This window comes from Jejuia sp. G7-7, from assembly GCF_055808955.1.
In genome coordinates, this window is record NZ_JBVVSZ010000001.1 from 221,579 (window position 1) to 241,461 (window position 19,883).

15 protein-coding genes and 5 pseudogenes are annotated in these 19,883 nt (G+C 30.9%); 18 read left to right on the plus strand and 2 right to left on the minus strand.

Going from position 1 to position 19,883, the window contains the following annotated elements; translation table 11 throughout:
- Nucleotides 1-72: 72 nt before the first annotated feature.
- Nucleotides 73-381: pseudogene (locus AC0L5U_RS01145) on the plus strand (DDE-type integrase/transposase/recombinase); the annotation flags it as partial.
- Nucleotides 382-763: 382 nt separating this feature from the next.
- On the opposite strand, the pseudogene bglX reads toward AC0L5U_RS01145, so the two are convergent.
- Nucleotides 764-3,044: pseudogene (gene bglX / locus AC0L5U_RS01150) on the minus strand (beta-glucosidase BglX).
- Between the two features lie 269 nt (nt 3,045-3,313).
- The gene (locus tag AC0L5U_RS01155) at nt 3,314-4,627 is read right to left on the minus strand and encodes a tyrosine-type recombinase/integrase (protein ID WP_473414218.1); all 1,314 of its coding nucleotides are present in this window, start codon (nt 4,625-4,627) and stop codon (nt 3,314-3,316) included.
- A 116-nt stretch (nt 4,628-4,743) separates the two neighbouring features.
- On the opposite strand from AC0L5U_RS01155, the pseudogene AC0L5U_RS01160 reads away from it, so the two are divergent.
- The 17 genes and pseudogenes from AC0L5U_RS01160 to AC0L5U_RS01240 all read left to right on the plus strand — a co-directional run.
- Nucleotides 4,744-4,830 (plus strand): annotated as a pseudogene (locus tag AC0L5U_RS01160) (integrase core domain-containing protein); the annotation flags it as partial.
- A gap of 497 nt (nt 4,831-5,327) precedes the next feature.
- Nucleotides 5,328-5,591 (plus strand): annotated as a pseudogene (locus AC0L5U_RS01165) (SH2 domain-containing protein); the annotation flags it as partial.
- Nucleotides 5,588-6,388 (plus strand): site-specific integrase, encoded by an 801-nt coding sequence (locus AC0L5U_RS01170; protein ID WP_473414220.1) that lies wholly within the window; start codon nt 5,588-5,590, stop codon nt 6,386-6,388. The pseudogene AC0L5U_RS01165 and the gene AC0L5U_RS01170, both read left to right, overlap by 4 nt.
- A gap of 388 nt (nt 6,389-6,776) precedes the next feature.
- Nucleotides 6,777-7,568: a sugar-binding domain-containing protein gene (locus AC0L5U_RS01175; protein ID WP_473416134.1), complete on the plus strand. Its 792-nt coding sequence runs from the start codon at nt 6,777-6,779 to the stop codon at nt 7,566-7,568.
- A gap of 137 nt (nt 7,569-7,705) precedes the next feature.
- Nucleotides 7,706-9,796 carry a glycoside hydrolase family 2 TIM barrel-domain containing protein gene (locus tag AC0L5U_RS01180; RefSeq protein WP_473416135.1) on the plus strand — a complete coding sequence of 697 codons (2,091 nt, stop codon included), beginning with the start codon at nt 7,706-7,708 and terminating at the stop codon, nt 9,794-9,796.
- 278 nt (nt 9,797-10,074) lie between these two features.
- The gene (locus AC0L5U_RS01185) at nt 10,075-10,716 is read left to right on the plus strand and encodes a LacI family DNA-binding transcriptional regulator (protein ID WP_473414223.1); all 642 of its coding nucleotides are present in this window, start codon (nt 10,075-10,077) and stop codon (nt 10,714-10,716) included.
- A 226-nt stretch (nt 10,717-10,942) separates the two neighbouring features.
- Nucleotides 10,943-11,104 (plus strand): hypothetical protein, encoded by a 162-nt coding sequence (locus AC0L5U_RS01190; RefSeq protein WP_473416136.1) that lies wholly within the window; start codon nt 10,943-10,945, stop codon nt 11,102-11,104.
- Between the two features lie 45 nt (nt 11,105-11,149).
- Nucleotides 11,150-12,268, plus strand: coding sequence for a serine hydrolase domain-containing protein (locus tag AC0L5U_RS01195; RefSeq protein WP_473414225.1), 1,119 nt, complete (start codon nt 11,150-11,152; stop codon nt 12,266-12,268).
- Between the two features lie 145 nt (nt 12,269-12,413).
- Nucleotides 12,414-12,554, plus strand: coding sequence for a LacI family DNA-binding transcriptional regulator (locus AC0L5U_RS01200; protein WP_473414226.1), 141 nt, complete (start codon nt 12,414-12,416; stop codon nt 12,552-12,554).
- A 71-nt stretch (nt 12,555-12,625) separates the two neighbouring features.
- A complete protein-coding gene (locus AC0L5U_RS01205; protein ID WP_473414227.1) occupies nt 12,626-13,453 on the plus strand; it encodes a substrate-binding domain-containing protein in 828 nt (275 codons plus the stop codon).
- Nucleotides 13,454-13,599: 146 nt separating this feature from the next.
- The gene (locus AC0L5U_RS01210; RefSeq protein ID WP_473414230.1) at nt 13,600-14,193 is read left to right on the plus strand and encodes a Crp/Fnr family transcriptional regulator; all 594 of its coding nucleotides are present in this window, start codon (nt 13,600-13,602) and stop codon (nt 14,191-14,193) included.
- Between the two features lie 149 nt (nt 14,194-14,342).
- Nucleotides 14,343-14,636 carry a DUF1330 domain-containing protein gene (locus tag AC0L5U_RS01215; protein WP_473414232.1) on the plus strand — a complete coding sequence of 98 codons (294 nt, stop codon included), beginning with the start codon at nt 14,343-14,345 and terminating at the stop codon, nt 14,634-14,636.
- 251 nt (nt 14,637-14,887) lie between these two features.
- A complete protein-coding gene (locus AC0L5U_RS01220) occupies nt 14,888-15,826 on the plus strand; it encodes an ROK family protein (protein WP_473414234.1) in 939 nt (312 codons plus the stop codon).
- Between the two features lie 42 nt (nt 15,827-15,868).
- Nucleotides 15,869-17,184 (plus strand): annotated as a pseudogene (fucP, locus tag AC0L5U_RS01225) (L-fucose:H+ symporter permease).
- Between the two features lie 60 nt (nt 17,185-17,244).
- Nucleotides 17,245-18,210 (plus strand): hypothetical protein, encoded by a 966-nt coding sequence (locus AC0L5U_RS01230; protein ID WP_473414235.1) that lies wholly within the window; start codon nt 17,245-17,247, stop codon nt 18,208-18,210.
- 419 nt (nt 18,211-18,629) lie between these two features.
- Nucleotides 18,630-19,070, plus strand: coding sequence for a carboxypeptidase-like regulatory domain-containing protein (locus AC0L5U_RS01235; protein WP_473414239.1), 441 nt, complete (start codon nt 18,630-18,632; stop codon nt 19,068-19,070).
- A 35-nt stretch (nt 19,071-19,105) separates the two neighbouring features.
- Nucleotides 19,106-19,852, plus strand: a complete 747-nt coding sequence (locus AC0L5U_RS01240) for a TonB-dependent receptor plug domain-containing protein (RefSeq protein ID WP_473414240.1) — start codon at nt 19,106-19,108, stop codon at nt 19,850-19,852.
- The last annotated feature ends 31 nt before the right edge of the window (nt 19,853-19,883 follow it).

Below are 19,883 nucleotides of genomic sequence, written 5' to 3' on the forward strand. Positions count from 1 at the left end.
AATAGTTATTGTATTTCAAGAACATGAGTAGCTAGAATTATGAGAGTTAATAACTGGATTAGTAAATACCGAAAGAAATTTAAGGTTACAACAGACTCAAACCATAGTTACCCTGTTTCTAGGAATTTATTAGACAGAAACTTTAACCCTAATAGATTAAATCAAGTTTGGGTTTCAGATATTACCTATATCAAAACTAAAAAAGGCTGGTTGTACTTAACCACTATTATTGATTTATACAATAGACAAGTTATAGGTTGGTCACTAAGTGCCAAATTATATACAAGCCAAACTATTATTCCAGCTTGGAAAAATGGCACTATCAAAAAGAGAAATAACTCAATCATTGCTTTTTCATTCAGACAGAGGGATACAAGCTGAATCCTTTTTTAAAACGCTAAAGGTTGAAAACTAATTTATGGAAAGGAATTAAAATCTATTGAGTAAGCTAAAACTAGTATTTTTGAGTACATAGAAGTATGGTGTAATAAAAAACGATTACACTCTTATTTAGGGTATAAAACGTCCTTAGAAGTAGAACAAGAATTTTATCAATTTAAATTGTAGCATAGGTCTTAGAAAATTTGTTCGACTTTTTGTTGCAAGTCCAAAATAATTAAGCCATATAATGAACTAAAAAAGTTGTTTTGCTTACAGCTTTTACGTAGGGGATTAAAATGGTAATCCAATCCCATCGCCCTAAGCAGAAGGTGCGAGGAATTATAATGGAAATCCCGACCCTTGTGGACACGCCCAAAATAATTTAATTTAACTCAAATTCAGCCTCAATACTTGTAATTGAACTTCCTCCTACAAACACTTTAAAATTGCCCGGTTCGACTATATATTCGCCTTGATTATTATAAAAACCAAGGAGTTCTTCATTTAAAGTAAATTCGATAGTTTTGGTTTCTCCTGATTTAATTTTAACCAGTTCAAAACCTTTAAGTTCTTTAACAGGACGGGTTATGCTTCCAACTAAATCTCTAATATATAATTGCACCACTTCTTTACCGTCTCGTTCTCCAGTATTTTTCACATCTACAGATACAGAAATAGTTTCGTCCACTTTAAAGGTTTTCCTGCTTAGTTTAAGGTTGCTATATGCGAAGGTTGTGTAACTTAGCCCATGACCAAAAGGGTATAATGGTGTTTTCTTAACATCAACATAATGCGACCAAAACACGTTGTTGTCCTTATCTATGGGTCTTCCTGTGTTTTTATAATTGTAATAAATTGGCACTTGCCCAACGTTTCTTTGGGAAAGTCATTGGTAGTTTTCCGCTTGGGTTATAATCTCCATATAAAATTTGAGCAACGGCATTACCTGTTTGTGTGCCCAATTGCCATGCCTCTACAATAGCAGGAATATGTTTGTCTGCCCATGAAATTGCTAATGGGCGCCCATTGTTTAAAACTAATACAATGTTTGAGTTTACTTTACGAACGGTTTCTAGTAATTCTTGTTGAACACCAGGTAATTGTAGATTTGTTCTGCTTCGACCTTCTCCTGTTTGAAACCCATGCTCTCCTAAAACCATAACAACAACATCTGCTTTTTTTGCGGCTTTAATAGCTTCGTTAAATTCGCTTTTATCTGTTGTATTTATTGCTACTTCGTTTACAAAAGCAGTTTTTCCTATTGTAACATCTGCGCCTTTTTTATAGGTTAACTTATTGCCTTTATAAGCTTGCATACCTTCAAGAACTGAAATGGCGGTATTATCATCTGAGGCTATACGCCAGCTACCTAAAGGGCTATTTTTGTCTGAAGCTAAAGCGCCTATTAAAGCTATATTTTGACCTTCTTTTTTAAGGGCAACAGATTATTTTCGTTTTTAAGAAGGACTATTGATTTTTTCGCCATATCTAAAGCTGTTTCATGGTGTTTTGGATTGCCTATGGTTTCTTTTTCGCGAGTTTCATCACAATATTTATAGGGGTCGTCAAATAATCCTAATTCGAATTTCACTCTTAAAATTCTGCTTACAGCGTCATCTAATAGTTTTTCGTCTATAACTCCATCTTTCACTAATTGAGCCAATTCTTCTATATAAACATAGGCTTCCATATCCATATCGGATCCTGCGGTTACTGCTGTTTTTGCGGCTTCTCTTTTGTCTTTGGCATGTCCCCAAGTAATCATTTCTCCAATAGATGCCCAATCTGAAATTATGAATCCATCAAAATTCCATTTGCCTTTTAAAATATCACGTTGCAAATACGAACTTCCTGTAACGGGGACACCATTAATTTCGTTGAACGAATTCATAAGCGTTCTAACATTTGCATTTACAGCTGCTTTAAAAGGTGGCAAAACAATATTATGTAATGTGGAAGTTCCTATATCGACTGTATTGTATTCTTTGCCTGATTCAGAAAAACCATAGCCTGCAAAGTGTTTAGCTGTAGCAGCTATTGTATTAACGTCAGATAAATTATCCCCTTGAAAACCAGTAACACGAGCTTCAGCAATTCTACTGCCTAGATAAGGGTCTTCTCCAGCACCTTCCATAACACGGCCCCATCTAGCATCTCTTGCGACATCTATCATTGGGCCAAACGTCCAGTTAATTCCAGATGCAGAAGCTTCTGTTGCTGCTACACTTGCCGATTTTTTAATCGCTTCTAAATCCCAACTTGCTGCTTCTGCTAAAGGTATCGGATTTAGTGTTTTATAACCGTGAATAACGTCAAACCCTATAATAAGTGGGATACCTAACCGCGTTTCCTCAACTGCAATTTTTTGAACTGCTCGTACTTCTTTCACACCTCTGACTGAGAGCATGGAACCTACCCATCCTTTTCGTAAATGCTCGTATTTTTTCTGCATTACCCTCTTTGGGAGCTGGCCCAGTTACATCCCAAAAGCCATTATATTGATTCATTTGACCTACTTTTTCTTCGATGGTCATTAGTTTTAATAAGGAATCTATTTTTTGCTCTATTTGCTGGTTTTCGTTCTGTTTCATCGAGGTTTGGTTAGTATCATTACATCCAATTAGCAATAAAATTGGCATAACTAAAAGGAATGTTTTTTTCATGATAAAACTTATTTAAAATTGAAGTATAAACTTATACAAATTAGATGTTATATTCTGATACTATTTCGTCAAAAAGTATAAGTAAAAACCGTTTGGTATCTCGCTATAAACAAACTTTTGTAGCAAAAATTTTGTTGTATATCTTATACTACTTAAAGTATTCTATTTCATCAAAAAATGTTTGAAATATTTCATACTTGGGAATATAAAAATATAGTTCACTCCATAGTGATGGAATGAGTCGTAAATAAAAATCATGCAACGTTTGCTTATTCATGATCCGATTTTAACATTTCAGAATAATCTTCAGGAAGTTCTGCATCAATATCTCTTAAATATTTTTCTAAAGCACTCATTGAAGTATGTCCAGTAATTAACATGAGTTTACTCTTTGCTTCAAAAGGAGAGGATTCTTTAACCAATGCTCTATATAATTTAGTTATGTAAGTATGTCTAAAACTATATAATCCATAATCTTTTCCTAAATTAAAATGGTCTTTTACCACTTTCTTAAAACGTTTACTAAAATAATCTCTTTTATTGTTTTCATCTATTACCCATGCACCTCCAATACGCTCTGGTGTGAATAAAAAATCTTCTGATTTTAAATCTGATAAATCAGGGAAATCATCATATAATAAATTTGGAATTATTTTTGTTTTTAGAGTACTGTTCTTTGCTTTAAAGCGAATGATTTTATCATTTAAATTAATGTTTTCTATTTTCAATCTACAGACCTCAATTGGTCTAAGAAAACCATAAGAAATAAACTTAATGTATAATAATAGTATAGGGTCTTTATCTTCTAAATATTTGAAAATAGATTCTTGAGTTTCTTGTAAATAAGTCCTGTTTCTTTCAGGTTTAGATTTTAAAACTGGAATTTTTTTTATCAAGTTCAATTCAACAATTTCATTATCTTCTAAAACCTGCATGATACTGCTTAAATCTGCTCTATAGTTATTTCTATTACGAGGAGATGTTTTATTTAAAGTATAGTTTAAAAAGCCAATAATGATTTTCTTTGTTAAGGTGTCAATAGTTTTTACACTTGGATGGTTTTCTTCAATCCATTTCAAAAAGTTTTTAACTTTATTTTCATAATCTCCTTTAGTGCGCTTACTAATTAGTTTTTCTTTCAGCTTTAATCCAAAATCAAAGGCTTCTCTTAATCCGATTTTTCGTTCTTCTTTGGTTTCGGCATTGTTGGAAGTAAATTCTATTGTTACATGCTTATTTGGCTCGTCTTTAGAAACAGTTTTGGGATGTAGTTTGTTATAGAGTGCTGTGTTATCTGAAAAAGGATTATAACCTTGTTTTAAAAGGTTTGATAAGATTTTTCTGTAAATTATGAGTACTTGCAAGCGCTCTTCTTTGGTCTTATAGATATTTGCATTGCCATAAAAAGGGGTAATGCGTTTTAACTTGTCCGTTTTTGGATCCCGAAAAGAAAAATAGATATACCAACGTTTTGCTAAATAACCATTAGCGGTGTAGATTTTTGGATTGGAAAAAGTTCTTTTTTGAGACAAATCGTATTCATTATCGTATGTAAAAGTAAGGGATTGAGTAATTGTAGGCATGAAAAAAACGGTTTAGTGAAAACCAGACTACTTGATTACTGACTTTACGTTTTGTAGCGAGAACGAGATTTGAACTCGTGACCTTCGGGTTATGAGATCAACTATATCAACCGGGCAAACCGTCGCAGAACGGTTACGTGGAACGATTCAATAAGACTTTCAGAAAAGATGTGTTGGACGCCTATCTTTTCAGGAACTCTTGAAGAGGTAAATCAACAAACGGAAGGCTTTAGATGTGATTACAACGATTATCACCCTCTTAAATCATTGGGCAGAAAACGCCCGAACCAAATACTTAGAGAATTTTCATTGGGGCTAGCCCCAATGAAGAAAGAAGATTGTTTAACTTAGGGTTGTACGAAAACGGGTAAGTCTTCATATTTAGGTGTAGCTTTTCTATGAAATAAGAATGCTGTTTTTGTAAGGTCTTAGTGTGCAAAAAGAGGATAATGTTAAATAATAAATACACTTCTAATCACATAATAAAAATCAGAACGTTTTGATACAGATTTAATTTGTAACTTAGTTCCATTAGAAGAAATAAAATCAAAGCAAAAGTTGCCTATTCGGTTACCTGTTTTGAAAAAATTAAAGTAACTTTTTGATTTATAATGATATAGGGGGTAATTGTTAGTTCTGTCATTGGGATACCAGATCTAAGAAAACGACATCCAGAACACCTGAAGGCAAGGCTTTAAACCATTACTTAGATCAAGTCAACGCAAAGTTGCAGGAATGTTATAAGCAGTTGTCCTCTGGTTTTGAGTTAGTTACCGCTAAAGGCATCAAAATGAGGTTTCTCGGGCAGGACGAGCGCCATAAAACGTTATTGGAACTTATAAGTTATCACAACGAAAATATGGTTGGAACTTTAAAGTTTGGAACTTTAAAAAATTATTTTACTACGGAAACTTATATAAAAAGGTTTCTTCATAAAAAAAGAAAGCCAACGATATTTATTTGAAACAGATAACCTATAGTTTTATTATTGATTTTGAACAATATCTAAGAAAAGGTCAAGCCATTAATAAATCACAACCTTTGCGTAATAATGGTATCATGAAGCATTTGGAACGCTTAAAGAAATTAATGAATTTGGCTGTTGACTTAGAGTGGATTAATAAGAACCCTTTAACTCGGTATAAACTGAAATTTTTAAAACATGAAAAAGCGTTTTTAAACAAGCAAGAATTAGAACATTTTAAACGCAGCGAACTAACCGATAAAGGATATATTAAAGTAAAGGATGTTTTTGTTTTTGCCTGTTATACTGGTCTGTCTTATACGGATGTAAAATCGTTAACGGAAAACAACATTACCCGAGGTATAGATGGTAATTATTGGATATTTACCCGACGAAGTAAAAATGAGCAACCAGTAAAGATTCCTTTGTTAGATGAAGCGTTAGGTATCCTTAATAAATATAATGATTATCAAGATAAAAACAATGGTTTATTATTGCCAGTATTATCAAATCAGAAAGTGAATTTATATTTAAAGAAGATATCTAAAACGCTTAAAATAAATAAGAAATTAACCTTCCATTCAGCAAGACATACATTTGCTACAACTGTAACTCTTTCAAATGGTGTTCCCATTGAAACGGTTTCAAAATTGTTGGGACATACTAAGCTTTCAACCACTCAAATTTATGCAAGAGTATTGGAGCGGAAAGTGAGTCAGGATATTAGAAATTTAAAAGATAAACTCCAACAACAGGATAAAGTCAATATAAGTGACATTAGTATGACAGGTAATTAGTTTTTATATAATTTATATGAACCGTCAAAATAAATTATAGTAATGTAATAATATATTCATACAATATTCCCGAAATAAAAACTCGCAAAACGCTCCCATCAAAAGACTTCGGCATAACCAGGCTTGTACCTCGCACTTTTTGCTGACGTTAAACAAAACCTAAATTGTAAAATATTTAAAACATGTAATTATTTTAAATGCTAAAACGTTTTACTATATTTGACAAAGAGATTAACACTTTAATGATATATAAAATGAGAGTACATAATATAATTTTATTTTTTTCTTAATTATAATAAGTTCATGTAAAGAACAAGAAAAAGTTAGACCAGTTTATGTTCAAGATAAATGGGAAAATCCTGAATGGGAAAATCCAAATATTTTTGAAATAAATAGAGAGGAACCTACAGCTTCTTTTTATAGATATACTGATGTTAATTCTGCGTTACAAAATAGCAGTTGGGAAAATTCAAAATTATATGAATCTTTAAACGGAATTTGGAATTTTTACTATGCAGATAGTATTCAAGCTAGACCTAAGAATTTCCATAAAAAAGATTTTGATATTTCTGGTTGGGATACTATTGAGGTGCCATCAAATTGGGAATTAAAAGGGCATGGAATTCCGGTATATACAAATATAGATTATATGTTCCCTCCTAATCCTCCATATATTCCTCATAGTATGAATAATAATGGAAGCTATAGAAGAGAGTTTGAAATTTCTGAAAGTTGGGATGATAAGGATATTTATCTTCATTTTGCAGGAGTTAGTGGTGCTATGTATGTATGGGTAAATGGAGCTTTTGTAGGTTATAACGAAGGAAGTAAGACGCCTGCGGAGTTTAAGGTTACAAATTTTGTGAAAAAGGGGAAGAATGATATAGCTATTCAAGTTCTTCGATGGTCTGATGCTAGTTATCTAGAAGATCAAGATTTTTGGAGGCTATCTGGTATTGAGCGAGATGTTTATTTATATGCTGCTAACAAAATAACAATTAGAGATTTTAGAGTAACTTCAGATTTAACAAACAACTATAAAGATGGTGTTTTTAAGGTATCGTTAAAGTTAGATAATAATACAAAAAGTAAAATAGATGATGAGCAAGAAGTAGAAGTTAAATTATTAGATGGTACTTCTGAAGTTTTTTCAGAAGTAAAAAAATCATTCCTAAACTAGGAAGAGTTAGTTTAGGTTTTAGTAAAGAAATCCCGAACGTAAAGACATGGAATGCTGAACACCCTAACTTATATACTCTACTAATAAGTTATAATGGAGAGCATACAGCTATTAAAGTAGGCTTTAGAAATGTTGCTATTAAAAACAAACAATTTTTAATTAATGGTAAGCCTGTATTGATTAAAGGAGTAAACTTACATGAACATAGTGATGTTGAAGGTCACGTAGTTTCTGAATCTTTAACTTTGAAAGATTTAAAAGTCATGAAACAAAACAATATAAACGCTATACGTTGTAGTCATTATCCAAAAGGACCACATTTTTATAGACTATGTGATAAATATGGTTTTTACGTGATAGATGAAGCAAATGTAGAAACACACGGTATGGGGGCTACAAATCAAGAAGGTTTTGATGATAATAAAGAAAAGCAAGCAATTCATCCTGCATACTTACCAGAATGGAAATCTATGCATTTGGATAGAACGGTTAGAATGTTCGAGCGTGATAAAAATTACCCTTCAATAGTTACATGGTCTTTAGGAAATGAAGCTGGTAATGGAGGAAATTTTTATACTACTTATAATTGGTTAAAAGAAAATGACACAACTAGACCTACACAGTATGAAGGAGCAATGGAGTATGAAAATACAGATATTTACCCACCTATGTATCCAAGTATAGAAGATATGATTGCATATGCTGAAAATAATCCAAAGAGACCTTATATTCCTTGTGAATATGCTCATGCTATGGGAAATAGTGTTGGTAATTTACAAGACTATTGGAACGTTATTGAGAAATATGACATTATGCAAGGTGGTTTTATTTGGGATTGGGTAGACCAAGGAATTTTAACTAAAAATGAAAAGGGAGAAGCTTTTTGGGCATATGGAGGAGATTTAGGAGGATTTGAATTACAAAACAATGATAATTTTTGTATAAATGGTATTGTAAATCCAGATAGAACACCCCATCCATCATTATATGAAGTAAAAAAAGTTTATCAATACATTAAATTTGAACTTTCAAATTTAAAAAAGGGAGAACTTGAGATTAAGAATATATATGATTTTACTAATTTAAAAGAATATGATTTTTCATGGGTTCTCTTAAAGAATGGTTTAGACGAGGCTAAAGGGGATATATCTTCTCTAGAAATACAACCTTATGATTCTGAGAAAATAAAAATTAATCTACCAAGTTTAGAAGACTCGTCAGCTGAGTATCATTTAAATGTATATGCAAAAACCAAGACTGCTACTGATTTGGTTCCTAAGGAGCATATAGTTGCTTATGAACAATTTCAATTAAATCAACCTAAAACGGACAAGTTAATTATAAAGAATAATCAAAGTATTAAAGTAGAAGAAGGTCAAAATTCTATTTTAATTACGGGAAATGATTTCAAATTGACTTTTGATAAAATAGAAGGCGTTATTAATAGCTTAGATTATGGTACAGGTAATATTATTTCTCAAGGTGTAAAAGCTAATTTTTGGAGAGCATCTACAGACAATGATTATGGGTTTAATCTGTTTGAAAAATCTGGTGTTTGGAAGAAAGCATCAAAAGAACAAAAATTAGTTTCAATAAAAGAAAAGAAACTTGGTAGTGGAGTGGTTGTAATTGAGACAGAATTTCAATTAATAGCAGTAAATGGTAAAATGATTATTGATTATGTTATAAGTAGTTCAGGAGAAATAGAAGTAAAGACAAGTTTGCAAAATATAGATACTAAACTTCCCATTATGCCAAGATTTGGTAGTAATTTCATTATCGAAAATGAGTACAATCAAGTAAAATGGTTTGGTAGAGGACCTCATGAAAATTATCAAGACAGAAATACTTCAGCCCTAGTTGGTCAATATGATGCTACTGTTGAAAAATTATATTTTCCCTATATAAGACCTCAAGAGAACGGTACAAGAACAGATATTCGTTGGGTGTCGTTTACTAATAAATCAGGGAAAGGGATTCGAATAGATGCTCCAAATTTGTTTAGTTTTAGTGCACATCATCAATATAATGATGATTTTGATGCTGGTGAAGCAAAACAGCAAAGGCATACAACCGATATAAAAAGAAGAGATTTTGTAAACATTAATATTGATAATAAACAAATGGGTGTTGGAGGAGATAATAGCTGGGGTAAAATGCCACATGATGAGTATCAAATAAAACCAGGGAATCTTTCGTATAGATATGAAATTAAACCAATTAGATAGACGATAATAAAAAATGTTAGCTTACACTATGATTTTAAAGATCTTTCAAGTTAGAAGCCCTTTTCTTGGGTATAAGATTCATTAAGTTTGAATTTGATTTTTTTGACCATAGTGTTTAATTTATGGAAATTAATTGTTTAATGTTTCTTATTTGAGACTTAAGCCTAAAGAAATAGTGTTTTTGCTTTAAATTGTAAGTTCAAAACATAAGAACACATAGCTTTCTTTAGAATTGTAATTTAGTGAATTTGTAAAACATTTTTATCTCTAAAAATTAAATGAAGAATAAACGAAATTCTATTAAAGGTATAGCTGAAGCTTTAGGAGTTTCTGTAACAACAGTTTCATTTGTTTTGAATGGGAAAGCTAAAGAAAAAAGAATATCAAAAGTTGTCTCAAAAAAGATTACTGATTATATTGAATTGATAGGCTATCGCCCTAATCAATTGGCGCAAAGCCTTAGGACAGGTAAATCCAATATTATTGTTTGTATGTTGGAGGATATTTCTAATCATTTTTTTTCAAAGTTAGCAAGACGTATTGAAGTTATAGCTTATCAAAAAGGGTACAAGATTTTATTTTGTAGTAATGAAAATGAGGATGAAAAATCTATTGAATTAATAGATCTTTTTAAGGAAAGGCAAATAGATGGTTATATAATAGTTCCATCACCAGGTATTAAAGATACAGTAGCTTCGTTGCAAAAGGAAAATATACCATTGGTACTTTGTGATCGACTCATTTCTGGTTTAGATGCTAATTATGTAGGGATTGATAATGAAAAGATGGCTTATAGCGCAGCTAATCATTTGATTGAAAACAATTTTAAAAATATTGCTTTTTTACAAGAAATATACAGCAAAATCAACTTGTTAGTAGGGAAGAAGGCTATAAAAAAGCTTTATTGGAACACAATATGAAACCAAAAGTGCTAAGTATTGCCTACGAAAAAAAGATAGAGGGATTGTCCAAGGATAAGATTACTAAGTTTTTAAAAAGAATGAAATAGACGCAATTTTATTTGCTACAAATTTTATTACTAAGGATGGTTTAGGGGTTATAAAGGAAAGTTTTCCTGAGAAGGTTAATAATTTAGGAATTGTATCGTTTGATGATAATGATTTTTTCTGGATATGTAACCCTTCAATTACTGCTGTTTCTCAGCCCATAGAAGAAATAGCTAATGAAGTTATGAGTATAATGTTAAATCTTTTAAAAAAATCAGATCGAAAAAAAATCCCAAATAGAAAAGTAATCTTAGATGGAGAACTCATTGTAAGAGAGTCTTCACGAAATACTAATAACTAAAAGATTTATCAATAGTATTTTATTTGATATGAAATACTTTTATGTGTGATAGCAAATAATTTTAAAAAAATGAATCCCAATAAAATGATAACATATTTAATTATATTAATTAGCCAACTATTTTTAATCACTTCTTGTGAAAAAGAAACAGTTGAGACTAATAATTTTTCAAATAAAATTGAGAAGAAAGTTATCAAGATTGCTAAAGACAAAAATATCCCGTCATTACAACTTACAATCAAAACAGAAAAAGATTATATAGATTTTAACTATAATCACAAAGAAGTTAAAAAACAAAATATTTATGGAATTGGTAGTACAACTAAATTCCTTTCTGCGGTATTAATTTTCAAACTTATAGAGGATGAGAAAATTAAAATTGATGATAAAGTTACAGACTATTTAAACTTTACTCAAACGATAGTAGGAATAGAAAATTTGACTGTTAAAAATTTATTAAATCATACAAGTGGTTTATTTGATTATACTAAAAATAACGACTGGATAACGAGCGTAATGAATAACAATGCACCAAAAACTTTCGAGGAAAAAATGTTGCTTGTTAATAAGGCAATAGAAAATAGTGGTAGTTTTTCATATAGTAATACCAATTACCTTTTTCTTCAAAAAATCGTTGAAGTTATTACAGATAAAACTTATAAAGTATTCTTCAATGAATTCTATGAGAGCTATAACCTTCCTAATATAAAAATAGGAATTGACGAAAATGGTTTACAAGCTTTTTTTGGACAAACAGAAGAGGCAAGTTCAGATGTTTCATCTTGGAGAGAATATTACGGTTTTGATGCAGGTGCATACGCAGATACAAAAACACTTGATGAGTTTTTAACGAAACTATATAGCGATAAGTCTATTTTAAAACCGAGTACAATAGAACAGATAGAAAAATGGATAGCAATGGAGCCAATGACTATTCCAATTGGAAAAGGTACGCTTTCTGAATACGGCCATGGAATTATGAAATTAACCTATAATAGCCAGGAGTATATTGGTCATTTTGGGGGTACTTTAAAATATCAATCTATGGTTATTTATAATCGTAAAAACAATATTTCAATAAGCATCACAACGAATTGTAGTGGTAGATATTTTAATAATGTATTCCTTCAAGAATTAATCCCTGCTATACTTGATGAGCTCTAGGGAAACTGTAAACAATATTCATAAAACTTTATTATTATAGTCTCTTCGAAATTTTTTCGTTTATTTGGTAAAATCATTCAAATTTTAAATTAGTAATAAAGTAAATTAGTTGTTAATAATAAATATTATTAACTTTAAAAGTTAAATGAAGAATAAACGAAATTCAATAAAAGGGATAGCTGAAGCTCTAGGGGTTTCTGTAACAACAGTTTCATTTGTTTTAAATGGTAAAGCAAAAGAAAAGAGGATATCAAAAGCTGTTTCAAAAAAATCACAGACTATATAGAATTAATAGGGTATCGTCCAAATCAACTGGCGCAAAGCCTTCGTACAGGTAAATCAAAAATCATCGTATGCATGATGGAAGATATATCTAATTATTTCTTTTCCAAATTAGCAAAGCATATTGAAACTATAGCTTATGAGAAAGGGTATAAGATTTTATTTTGCAGTAATGAGAATGAAGATGAAAAATCTATTGAATTGATAGATCTTTTTAGAGAAAGGCAAATAGATGGGTATATTATTGTTCCATCACCCGGAATTGAAAATAAAATCGCATCGTTACAAAAAGAAAATATCCCCTTAGTGCTCTGTGATCGATTCTTTCCTGACTTAGATGCTAACTATGTATTAATTAATAACAAAGACTTAGCTTTTAAAGGAACAAAGCATTTGATTGAAAATAATTTCAAAAATATTGCTTTTATAACTACTGATGTTGAGCAAATTCAAATGATTAATAGGAAAGATGGTTATAATAAAGCATTATTTAAGCATAATTTGAAACCAAATATATTAAGTTTATCTTATAAAGAAAGGAACTCTGATTTAGCAAAGATTAAAATTAAAGAGCTTTTAAAGACATCAAATTTAGATGCTCTATTTTTTGCTACTAATTATCTTGCTAAAGATGGCTTAAGGGTTATAAAAGATAATTTTCCTGAGATGATTAATAAAATTGGTATTATGTCATTTGATGATAATGATTTTTTTAGTATTTATAACCCTTCTATTACTGCTATTTCTCAACCTATAGATTCTATAGCAAAAGAAGTCATGACTATTATGTTTGATCTTTTAAAGGATTCGAACAATAAACAACCAAATAGAAAAGTTATTTTAAGTGGAGAGCTTAAAGTGAGAGAGTCTTCTCAACCAAAAATGGTAAAAGTAATGAGCTAGTCTATTTGAGGCTTTTGAAGGAGGATAAGACCGCATAAGGAGTTGAAAATGAATGTAGCAACTACACAAACTAAATTTACGTAGAAGACAGTAAACTCAAGTTCTAATATAGTTTTTTATTATTACAAATAGCAAAATTTTTACAATTGATTAATTTGACTCAATATGAAAATATTTTACAGAATGTAAACCGCCACATTCAACTTAATAATGAAGAACGTGTTTTTCTTGTTTCTTTAATACAGAAAAAAACAATCTCGAAAAAAGATTTCCTTTTAAGAGAAAACCAGATTTGTAAAACTGTAACTTTTGTAAACTCAGGCTGTCTAAGGTCTTATTATCAAAACGATAATGGAATCCATATCATTCAATTAGCTGTAGCTAATTGGTGGATAGGCGATTTAAAAAGTTATGTCCAAGGAACTCCTGCTCAATTATATATTGATGCCTTAGAAGAAACCGAGGTATTCCAAATTTCAAAACCGAAAATGGAAGAGCTTTATAAGCGTATTCCAAAATTTGAAAGATTCTGTAGATTACAAATGGAAAACGCTTTAATAAACCATCAAGACAGAATTTTGCAAAGTCAAACATTAAACACTAAAACAAGATATGAAAATTTTGTAAAAGCTTACCCTTATTTTTATCGACGTATTCCACTAAAAGATATCGCTAATTATTTAGGAGTTACACCCGAACATTTGAGTGTTGTGAGAGCTGAAAAACAAATTATTTCTTGAGATTTCTTATTTTTTAAAAGATTGTTCAATATTATTTTTGTTCAAATATTAAAACTAGTATTATGAACAAAAAACTAATTATTATTTCCTTTTGCTTATTTCTATGTATCGGAGGGATTACATTTCTAACTTCTTTCAAACAAATTAAAATGAAACCAGCGTATTGTCTATTTCAAAATGTTAAAATTACTGATTCAATAAAACTTGAAGTTTATAAAGAAAAAGTATTCCCTGTAGTAGTGAAATTTGGTGGGGAATATATGGTTGCTGATGATCAACTAAGAAATATTGAAGGGAATTGGAACCCTCAATTTTTGGTAATGATTAAATTTCCGAGTTTAGAACAAGCAAACAAATGGTATGATTCTGAAGATTATAAAGAATTAAAAAAGCTAAGACATTCTTCTGGAGAATTTAATGCTGTAATAATGGAAGGGCTATAAAGAGAAAATTTAACTTTCATTAAATTATTTAATATTGAGGCAAACATATTATCATTTTTGTCTGATCCTAAATATCTGATAGAGTTTATTAAAGGATTTAAAGCTAAACAATAATATTAATGTTTAGCTTTTTTGATTTGTATTCTTTTAAGGAGCTTTTTTATTTAAATATGTATATATATTAATAATAGATTTGTTTTTGCTAAAACGTTTTAGTAGTTTAGCGTCAAAATAATTTATATTTTGATTAAATGTCAATAGTAATTGGAGTAGATGTTGGAGGTAGCCACGTTGCTAGTGCTGCTGTAGATTTGGAGGCTTTAACAATAGTAAGGGGGTCGTATTTTTATAAAAAGTTAAATAATAAGGATGAGAAAAACGTAATTTTAGAAGCATGGGGAAGTGTAATTAATCAAACTATCACTAGTCAAACTATCACTAGTGTAGGTGCCCTACAAGTTTTGAAAATTGGTATTGCTATTCCTGGCCCATTTAATTATAGAGATGGAATAGGCTTGTTTAAAGGTAATGATAAATATGAAAATCTTAATCAAGTTAATGTAAAGGAAAGTTTATTAGAATGTTTATCAGTAGATAATGTTTCGATTAGGTTTTTAAATGATGCTACAGCATTTGGGGTTGGTGGGATGTTACAGGATTGTGATAAAAGAATTTTTAGAGTAGTGGCTTTAACATTAGGTACTGGGTTCGGAGCTGCTTTTTTAAACAATGGAATCCCAGTTGTTAATGATAGTTGTGTTCCTGAAGAAGGTTGTTTGTGGGATAAGTTATTTGCTAATGGAATTGCTGATGATTATTTTTCTACTCGATGGTTTATATCTAAGTATAACGAGTATAGCGGTGGGGTAATAATGAACGGAGTTAAAGATATTATGTTTGGGGATAAAGATTTATGTGTTCAGTTGTTCGAGGAGTTTTCTACCAATTTATGCAGTTTTTTAACACCGTACCTTAAGAGCTTTGATGCTAAAAAATTGATTATTGGTGGTAGTATTGCTAAAGCAAATCATTTGTTTTTAGATAAGGTAAAAATGCGTTTGAGAGATTTAAATATTGATATCGAAGTAATAATAGCAGATAGTACAGAAGAAACAAATATAGTAGGAGCAGCGTATTTGTATAATGAGATGTTCTGGAGAAAGATTGAAAATGACTTACCATTATATTAAATCGAGGTCTTTGTGGAAAACAAGATATAATTATAAAAGATAATGAATATATATAAGAAAATACCAGTTGTTAATAAAAAGGTAATATTACCTTTCATATTGATTACTTCATTATTTGCATTATGGGGTTTTGCTAATGCTGTTACTGACCCTATGGTACAGGTGTTTAAAAAAGTTTTAGAGCTATCAAATTCACAAGCTGTTTGGGTTCAAATGGCATTTTATGGTGGTTATTTTTGCATGGCTCTGCCAGCAGCACTATTTGTTAGGAAGTATTCTTATAAAACAGGAATTTTAATTGGTCTTGCCTTATATGCTTTAGGAGCCCTTTTGTTCTACCCAGCAGCAACAACAGGACATTTTTGGTTTTTTTGTTTAGGTTTATATGTTTTGACATTTGGGCTTGCTTTTTTGGAAACAACTGCCAATCCATACATATTAGCTATGGGGGATAAAAGAACAGCAACAAGACGTCTTAATTTGGCTCAGGCATTTAATCCACTTGGTTTATTGGCAGGTTTGTTAGTTGCTCAATATTTTGTATTACGAAAATTACAATCTGATGATATTACTGATTTTAGCAAACTAAGTGAGGCTAAAAAAGTAATGATAAAAACAGCTGATTTGCTAGTAATCAGAAATCCCTATGTAATTCTTGGTATTGTGGTTTTGTTTGTTTTTTTGGTTATAGCCATAAATAAAATGCCTCAAGCTAAAGGGGATGGAGGAGAATTTTCTTTATTGGATACTTTTAAAACCCTTAGTAAGAATAAGAAATATCTCTTTGGAGTAGTTTCACAAGTTTTAGATGTTGGGGCGCAAATTATGTGTTGGACCTACATTTATCAATACGCTGAAGCTATCAATATTGATAACGATATGGCTGCTAATTTTCAGTTTTTTGCATTCATAATATTTTTAATAGGTAGAATTTTAGGAACATATTTATTACGATTTATTAATTCTGGTAAACTATTAATGTCTTATGCTATTTTGGCTGTACTTTTTTCATTCGGTACTATTTTTATTCATGGTATTGTTGGTTTATATTCTTTAGTGGGTATTTCTTTTGCCTATCCATAATGTTTCCAACTATTTATGGAATTGCTTTACAAGGGTTAAATGAGGAGGAGTCTAAAATTGGTGCTGCAGGTCTAGTAATGGCAATTGTAGGAGGGGCTTTAATGCCAAAAATACAAGGAATTATTATTGACTTAGGAGGCGTTGGAGTAGACGACATTAAAATAGCTGGTGTATCAGAAGTTAATTTTTCTTTTATGCTTCCTGCATTATGCTTCATTGGTATAGCAATATATGGTTATTGGGTAAATACGTTGAAATCTGAAGTTAATCTATAAAAGTTAAAACTTTTTTGATTTTTAAGTAGTTCATATAAATTAATTGTTAAAAAAAAGAAAATGAAATCTAAAACGTTATTAGTGTTATTCTTATTGTCCTTTACAATAATACAATCTTGCAGTAAAGAAGATTCTAAGCCTGCTGAAAAAGAACCTGAAAAGGAAGAGCCAAAAACGTTCCCGCAATTAGGCTTTTCTTGGACACATGGAGATGTTTTTGTTAAGAAAGAACAGGGAGCGGATTTTGCTAATATCCACATATATGGTTGGGGAACTTTATGGGCTTTTCCAGATGGAGTTGGTTCTGGGCAAAATAGAGAATATGATGGTGGCGCTATTCTTGATTCTAGAATACAAAGAGCTAATGATAATGGGCAAGATGTAATGCTTACACTAGCATCTGCACCGTCAAACATGAGAACTTCTGGCGTGCCATGGGATGTTGAGGAACGAGTAGCGCTAGAGCATGAAGATCTTTATGTTTCAAGAATAAAAAAATTATTAGAAGACAGACCTCAAGTAAAGTATGTTCAAGTCTGGAACGAGTTTAAAGGGTATTGGGATTCATCTAAAAACAGATGGGATTATGAAGCATATACAGCATTTTATAATAAAATGTACAACGCTATTAGAGAAGTTAGATCAGATATTTTGATTGGAGGAGGATATATGGCTTTGCGTAACAGAGGTAACAGTTTTGGAAAATCATATAATGGTGTAATTATAGATAGTCGAGATGTTGATGCTATGCGCTATTGGATGAAAAATGCTAATGGTTTTGATGCTGTTTGTTTAGACGGTGAATTTGAGGTAGGTGATTTTGCACCTTTAACAGTTTTCTTTAAATCATTACCAGAATCCAAAGATAAACCAATTTGGTGGTCAGAGTTTTATAAAATTCCTGGTTCATCAGATACAATGAAGGAGGTAGCTGAAGATGTTTCAAGTTCTTTGATAGAGGGGGATAAATTAATTTGGTGGGCGGAGAATCAATTTTTGCCATTCTACGATGTAGTAAATGATTAATATTACTTTAGTTTCAAAATTTTCTACTCTCATTAAGAAGTACTTAGGGTATATGAAAACAAATTAGCTTTATAGTTTTAAGCAAAAACACAAAGATTTTTTTTATTAGTTTAGTTTATTAGTTGTGCGTCTTACACTATGGTGGTGTAAGACGCTTTTTTGTTTTTAATGATACAATTAATATAGACTGAATACTATTTATTGGTTTCACGTCTAATCTCTCACTAGTGGTTACTTTAAATTAATATTATTTCAAATGATTAAATTTCTTACTAATAATTTGATAATAATACAAAATGAATGTAGTGATAATGGTGATATGACATTTTTTTGCTAAAAAATATATTGTTTCATTTTTTTGCTAAAACGTTTTAGTACTTTTGAAAAATGATATTAATTATTTTGAAATATATAAGTCTATGAAAAAACAATTGTCTTTAAAATCCATATGGAATTGTTTGGATTTTGAAAATCTGATTATGTTGAAAACAGTTCGAAAATTTGTATTAACTACGGTTGTCTTTTTTGTTTACAGTAATAATATTAGTGCTAGTTCATTTTATCAACAATCACCTATTGTTGTAACTGGGGTTGTTGTTGATTCTAATGGTGTACCATTGCCAGGAGTAGCTGTTGTTGAAAAAAACACTTCAAATGGAGCTCAAACTGATTTTGACGGAGGTTATACTATTGAAGTTGCTTCTTCTAAATCAGAATTAGTGTTTTCGTACATGGGTATGAAGAAAATGAATATTATTGTTGGAAGTCAAATAAAAATAGATATCACTCTTTCTGAGGACTTAGAGTCTTTAGATGAAGTCGTAGTCGTTGGATATAGTGCTCAAAAAAGGAGACAGTAACTGGTGCTATAGGTCAGGTTTCGGACAAATTGATAATGAGGTCTCCTGCAGCTGATGTGTCAAATTCCTTAGTGGGAAGGGTGGCTGGTGTCTCGGCATCAAATCAAAGTGGAGAAGCTGGTTTTGATCAAGCAACAATTCGTATTCGTGGTGTTGGAACATATACAGGGGACCAGAATCCGTTAATAGTTATTGATGGAATTATTAGAGATCAAGCATCGTTTAATAATTTATCGCCTGCGGATGTGAAAAGCGTAACTGTTTTGAAAGACGCCTCGTCAACAGCAGTATTTGGTGTTCGTGGTGCAAACGGAGTTATTATAGTAACTACAAAAAGAGGAAAAAAAGGTCCTTTAAGAGTTTCTGTTAAGTCTAATTATGGAATAACAACACCCGTAGCCATAACTGAAATGGTAAATTCTTATGATTATGCTTTGATGAGAAATGAAGCTTTTGCTAATGATGGAATAGTAGGTAGTAACCAAATTTTTACCGAAGATGAATTATGGAAATTTCAGAATAATAGAGATTTTACACCTCAGGAAGTTGCAGATATGGTAAATCTTACACAAAATCAAAGAGATGCTTTATTGGAAAGTCCAGCACTTTATTATGGTAGTACACCTTATTTGGAAAGACTTTTTAAGGATCAATTAGCGCCTCTGCAACAATATAGTGTTGATTTGTCTGGAGGTACTGAAGGTGTAAGTTATTATACATCTTTCTCTTTATGGATCAAAAGAGTCTCACGAATGATTTTGGTTTTTCTGAAGCGGCTGTGAATTCCGGAAGTCAGCGTAATAGCTTTAGAAC

Bases quoted from the DNA above. Each gene is read 5' to 3' on its own strand.
- AC0L5U_RS01155 (WP_473414218.1), bottom strand. From the start codon at position 4,627: ATGCCTACAATTACTCAATCCCTTACTTTTACATACGATAATGAATAC.
- AC0L5U_RS01185 (WP_473414223.1), top strand. From the start codon at position 10,075: ATGAAGAATAAACGAAATTCTATTAAAGGTATAGCTGAAGCTTTAGGA.
- AC0L5U_RS01200 (WP_473414226.1), top strand. From the start codon at position 12,414: ATGAAGAATAAACGAAATTCAATAAAAGGGATAGCTGAAGCTCTAGGG.
- AC0L5U_RS01205 (WP_473414227.1), top strand. From the start codon at position 12,626: ATGATGGAAGATATATCTAATTATTTCTTTTCCAAATTAGCAAAGCAT.
- AC0L5U_RS01215 (WP_473414232.1), top strand. From the start codon at position 14,343: ATGAAACCAGCGTATTGTCTATTTCAAAATGTTAAAATTACTGATTCA.
- AC0L5U_RS01220 (WP_473414234.1), top strand. From the start codon at position 14,888: ATGTCAATAGTAATTGGAGTAGATGTTGGAGGTAGCCACGTTGCTAGT.
- AC0L5U_RS01230 (WP_473414235.1), top strand. From the start codon at position 17,245: ATGAAATCTAAAACGTTATTAGTGTTATTCTTATTGTCCTTTACAATA.
- AC0L5U_RS01235 (WP_473414239.1), top strand. From the start codon at position 18,630: ATGAAAAAACAATTGTCTTTAAAATCCATATGGAATTGTTTGGATTTT.
- AC0L5U_RS01240 (WP_473414240.1), top strand. From the start codon at position 19,106: ATGAGGTCTCCTGCAGCTGATGTGTCAAATTCCTTAGTGGGAAGGGTG.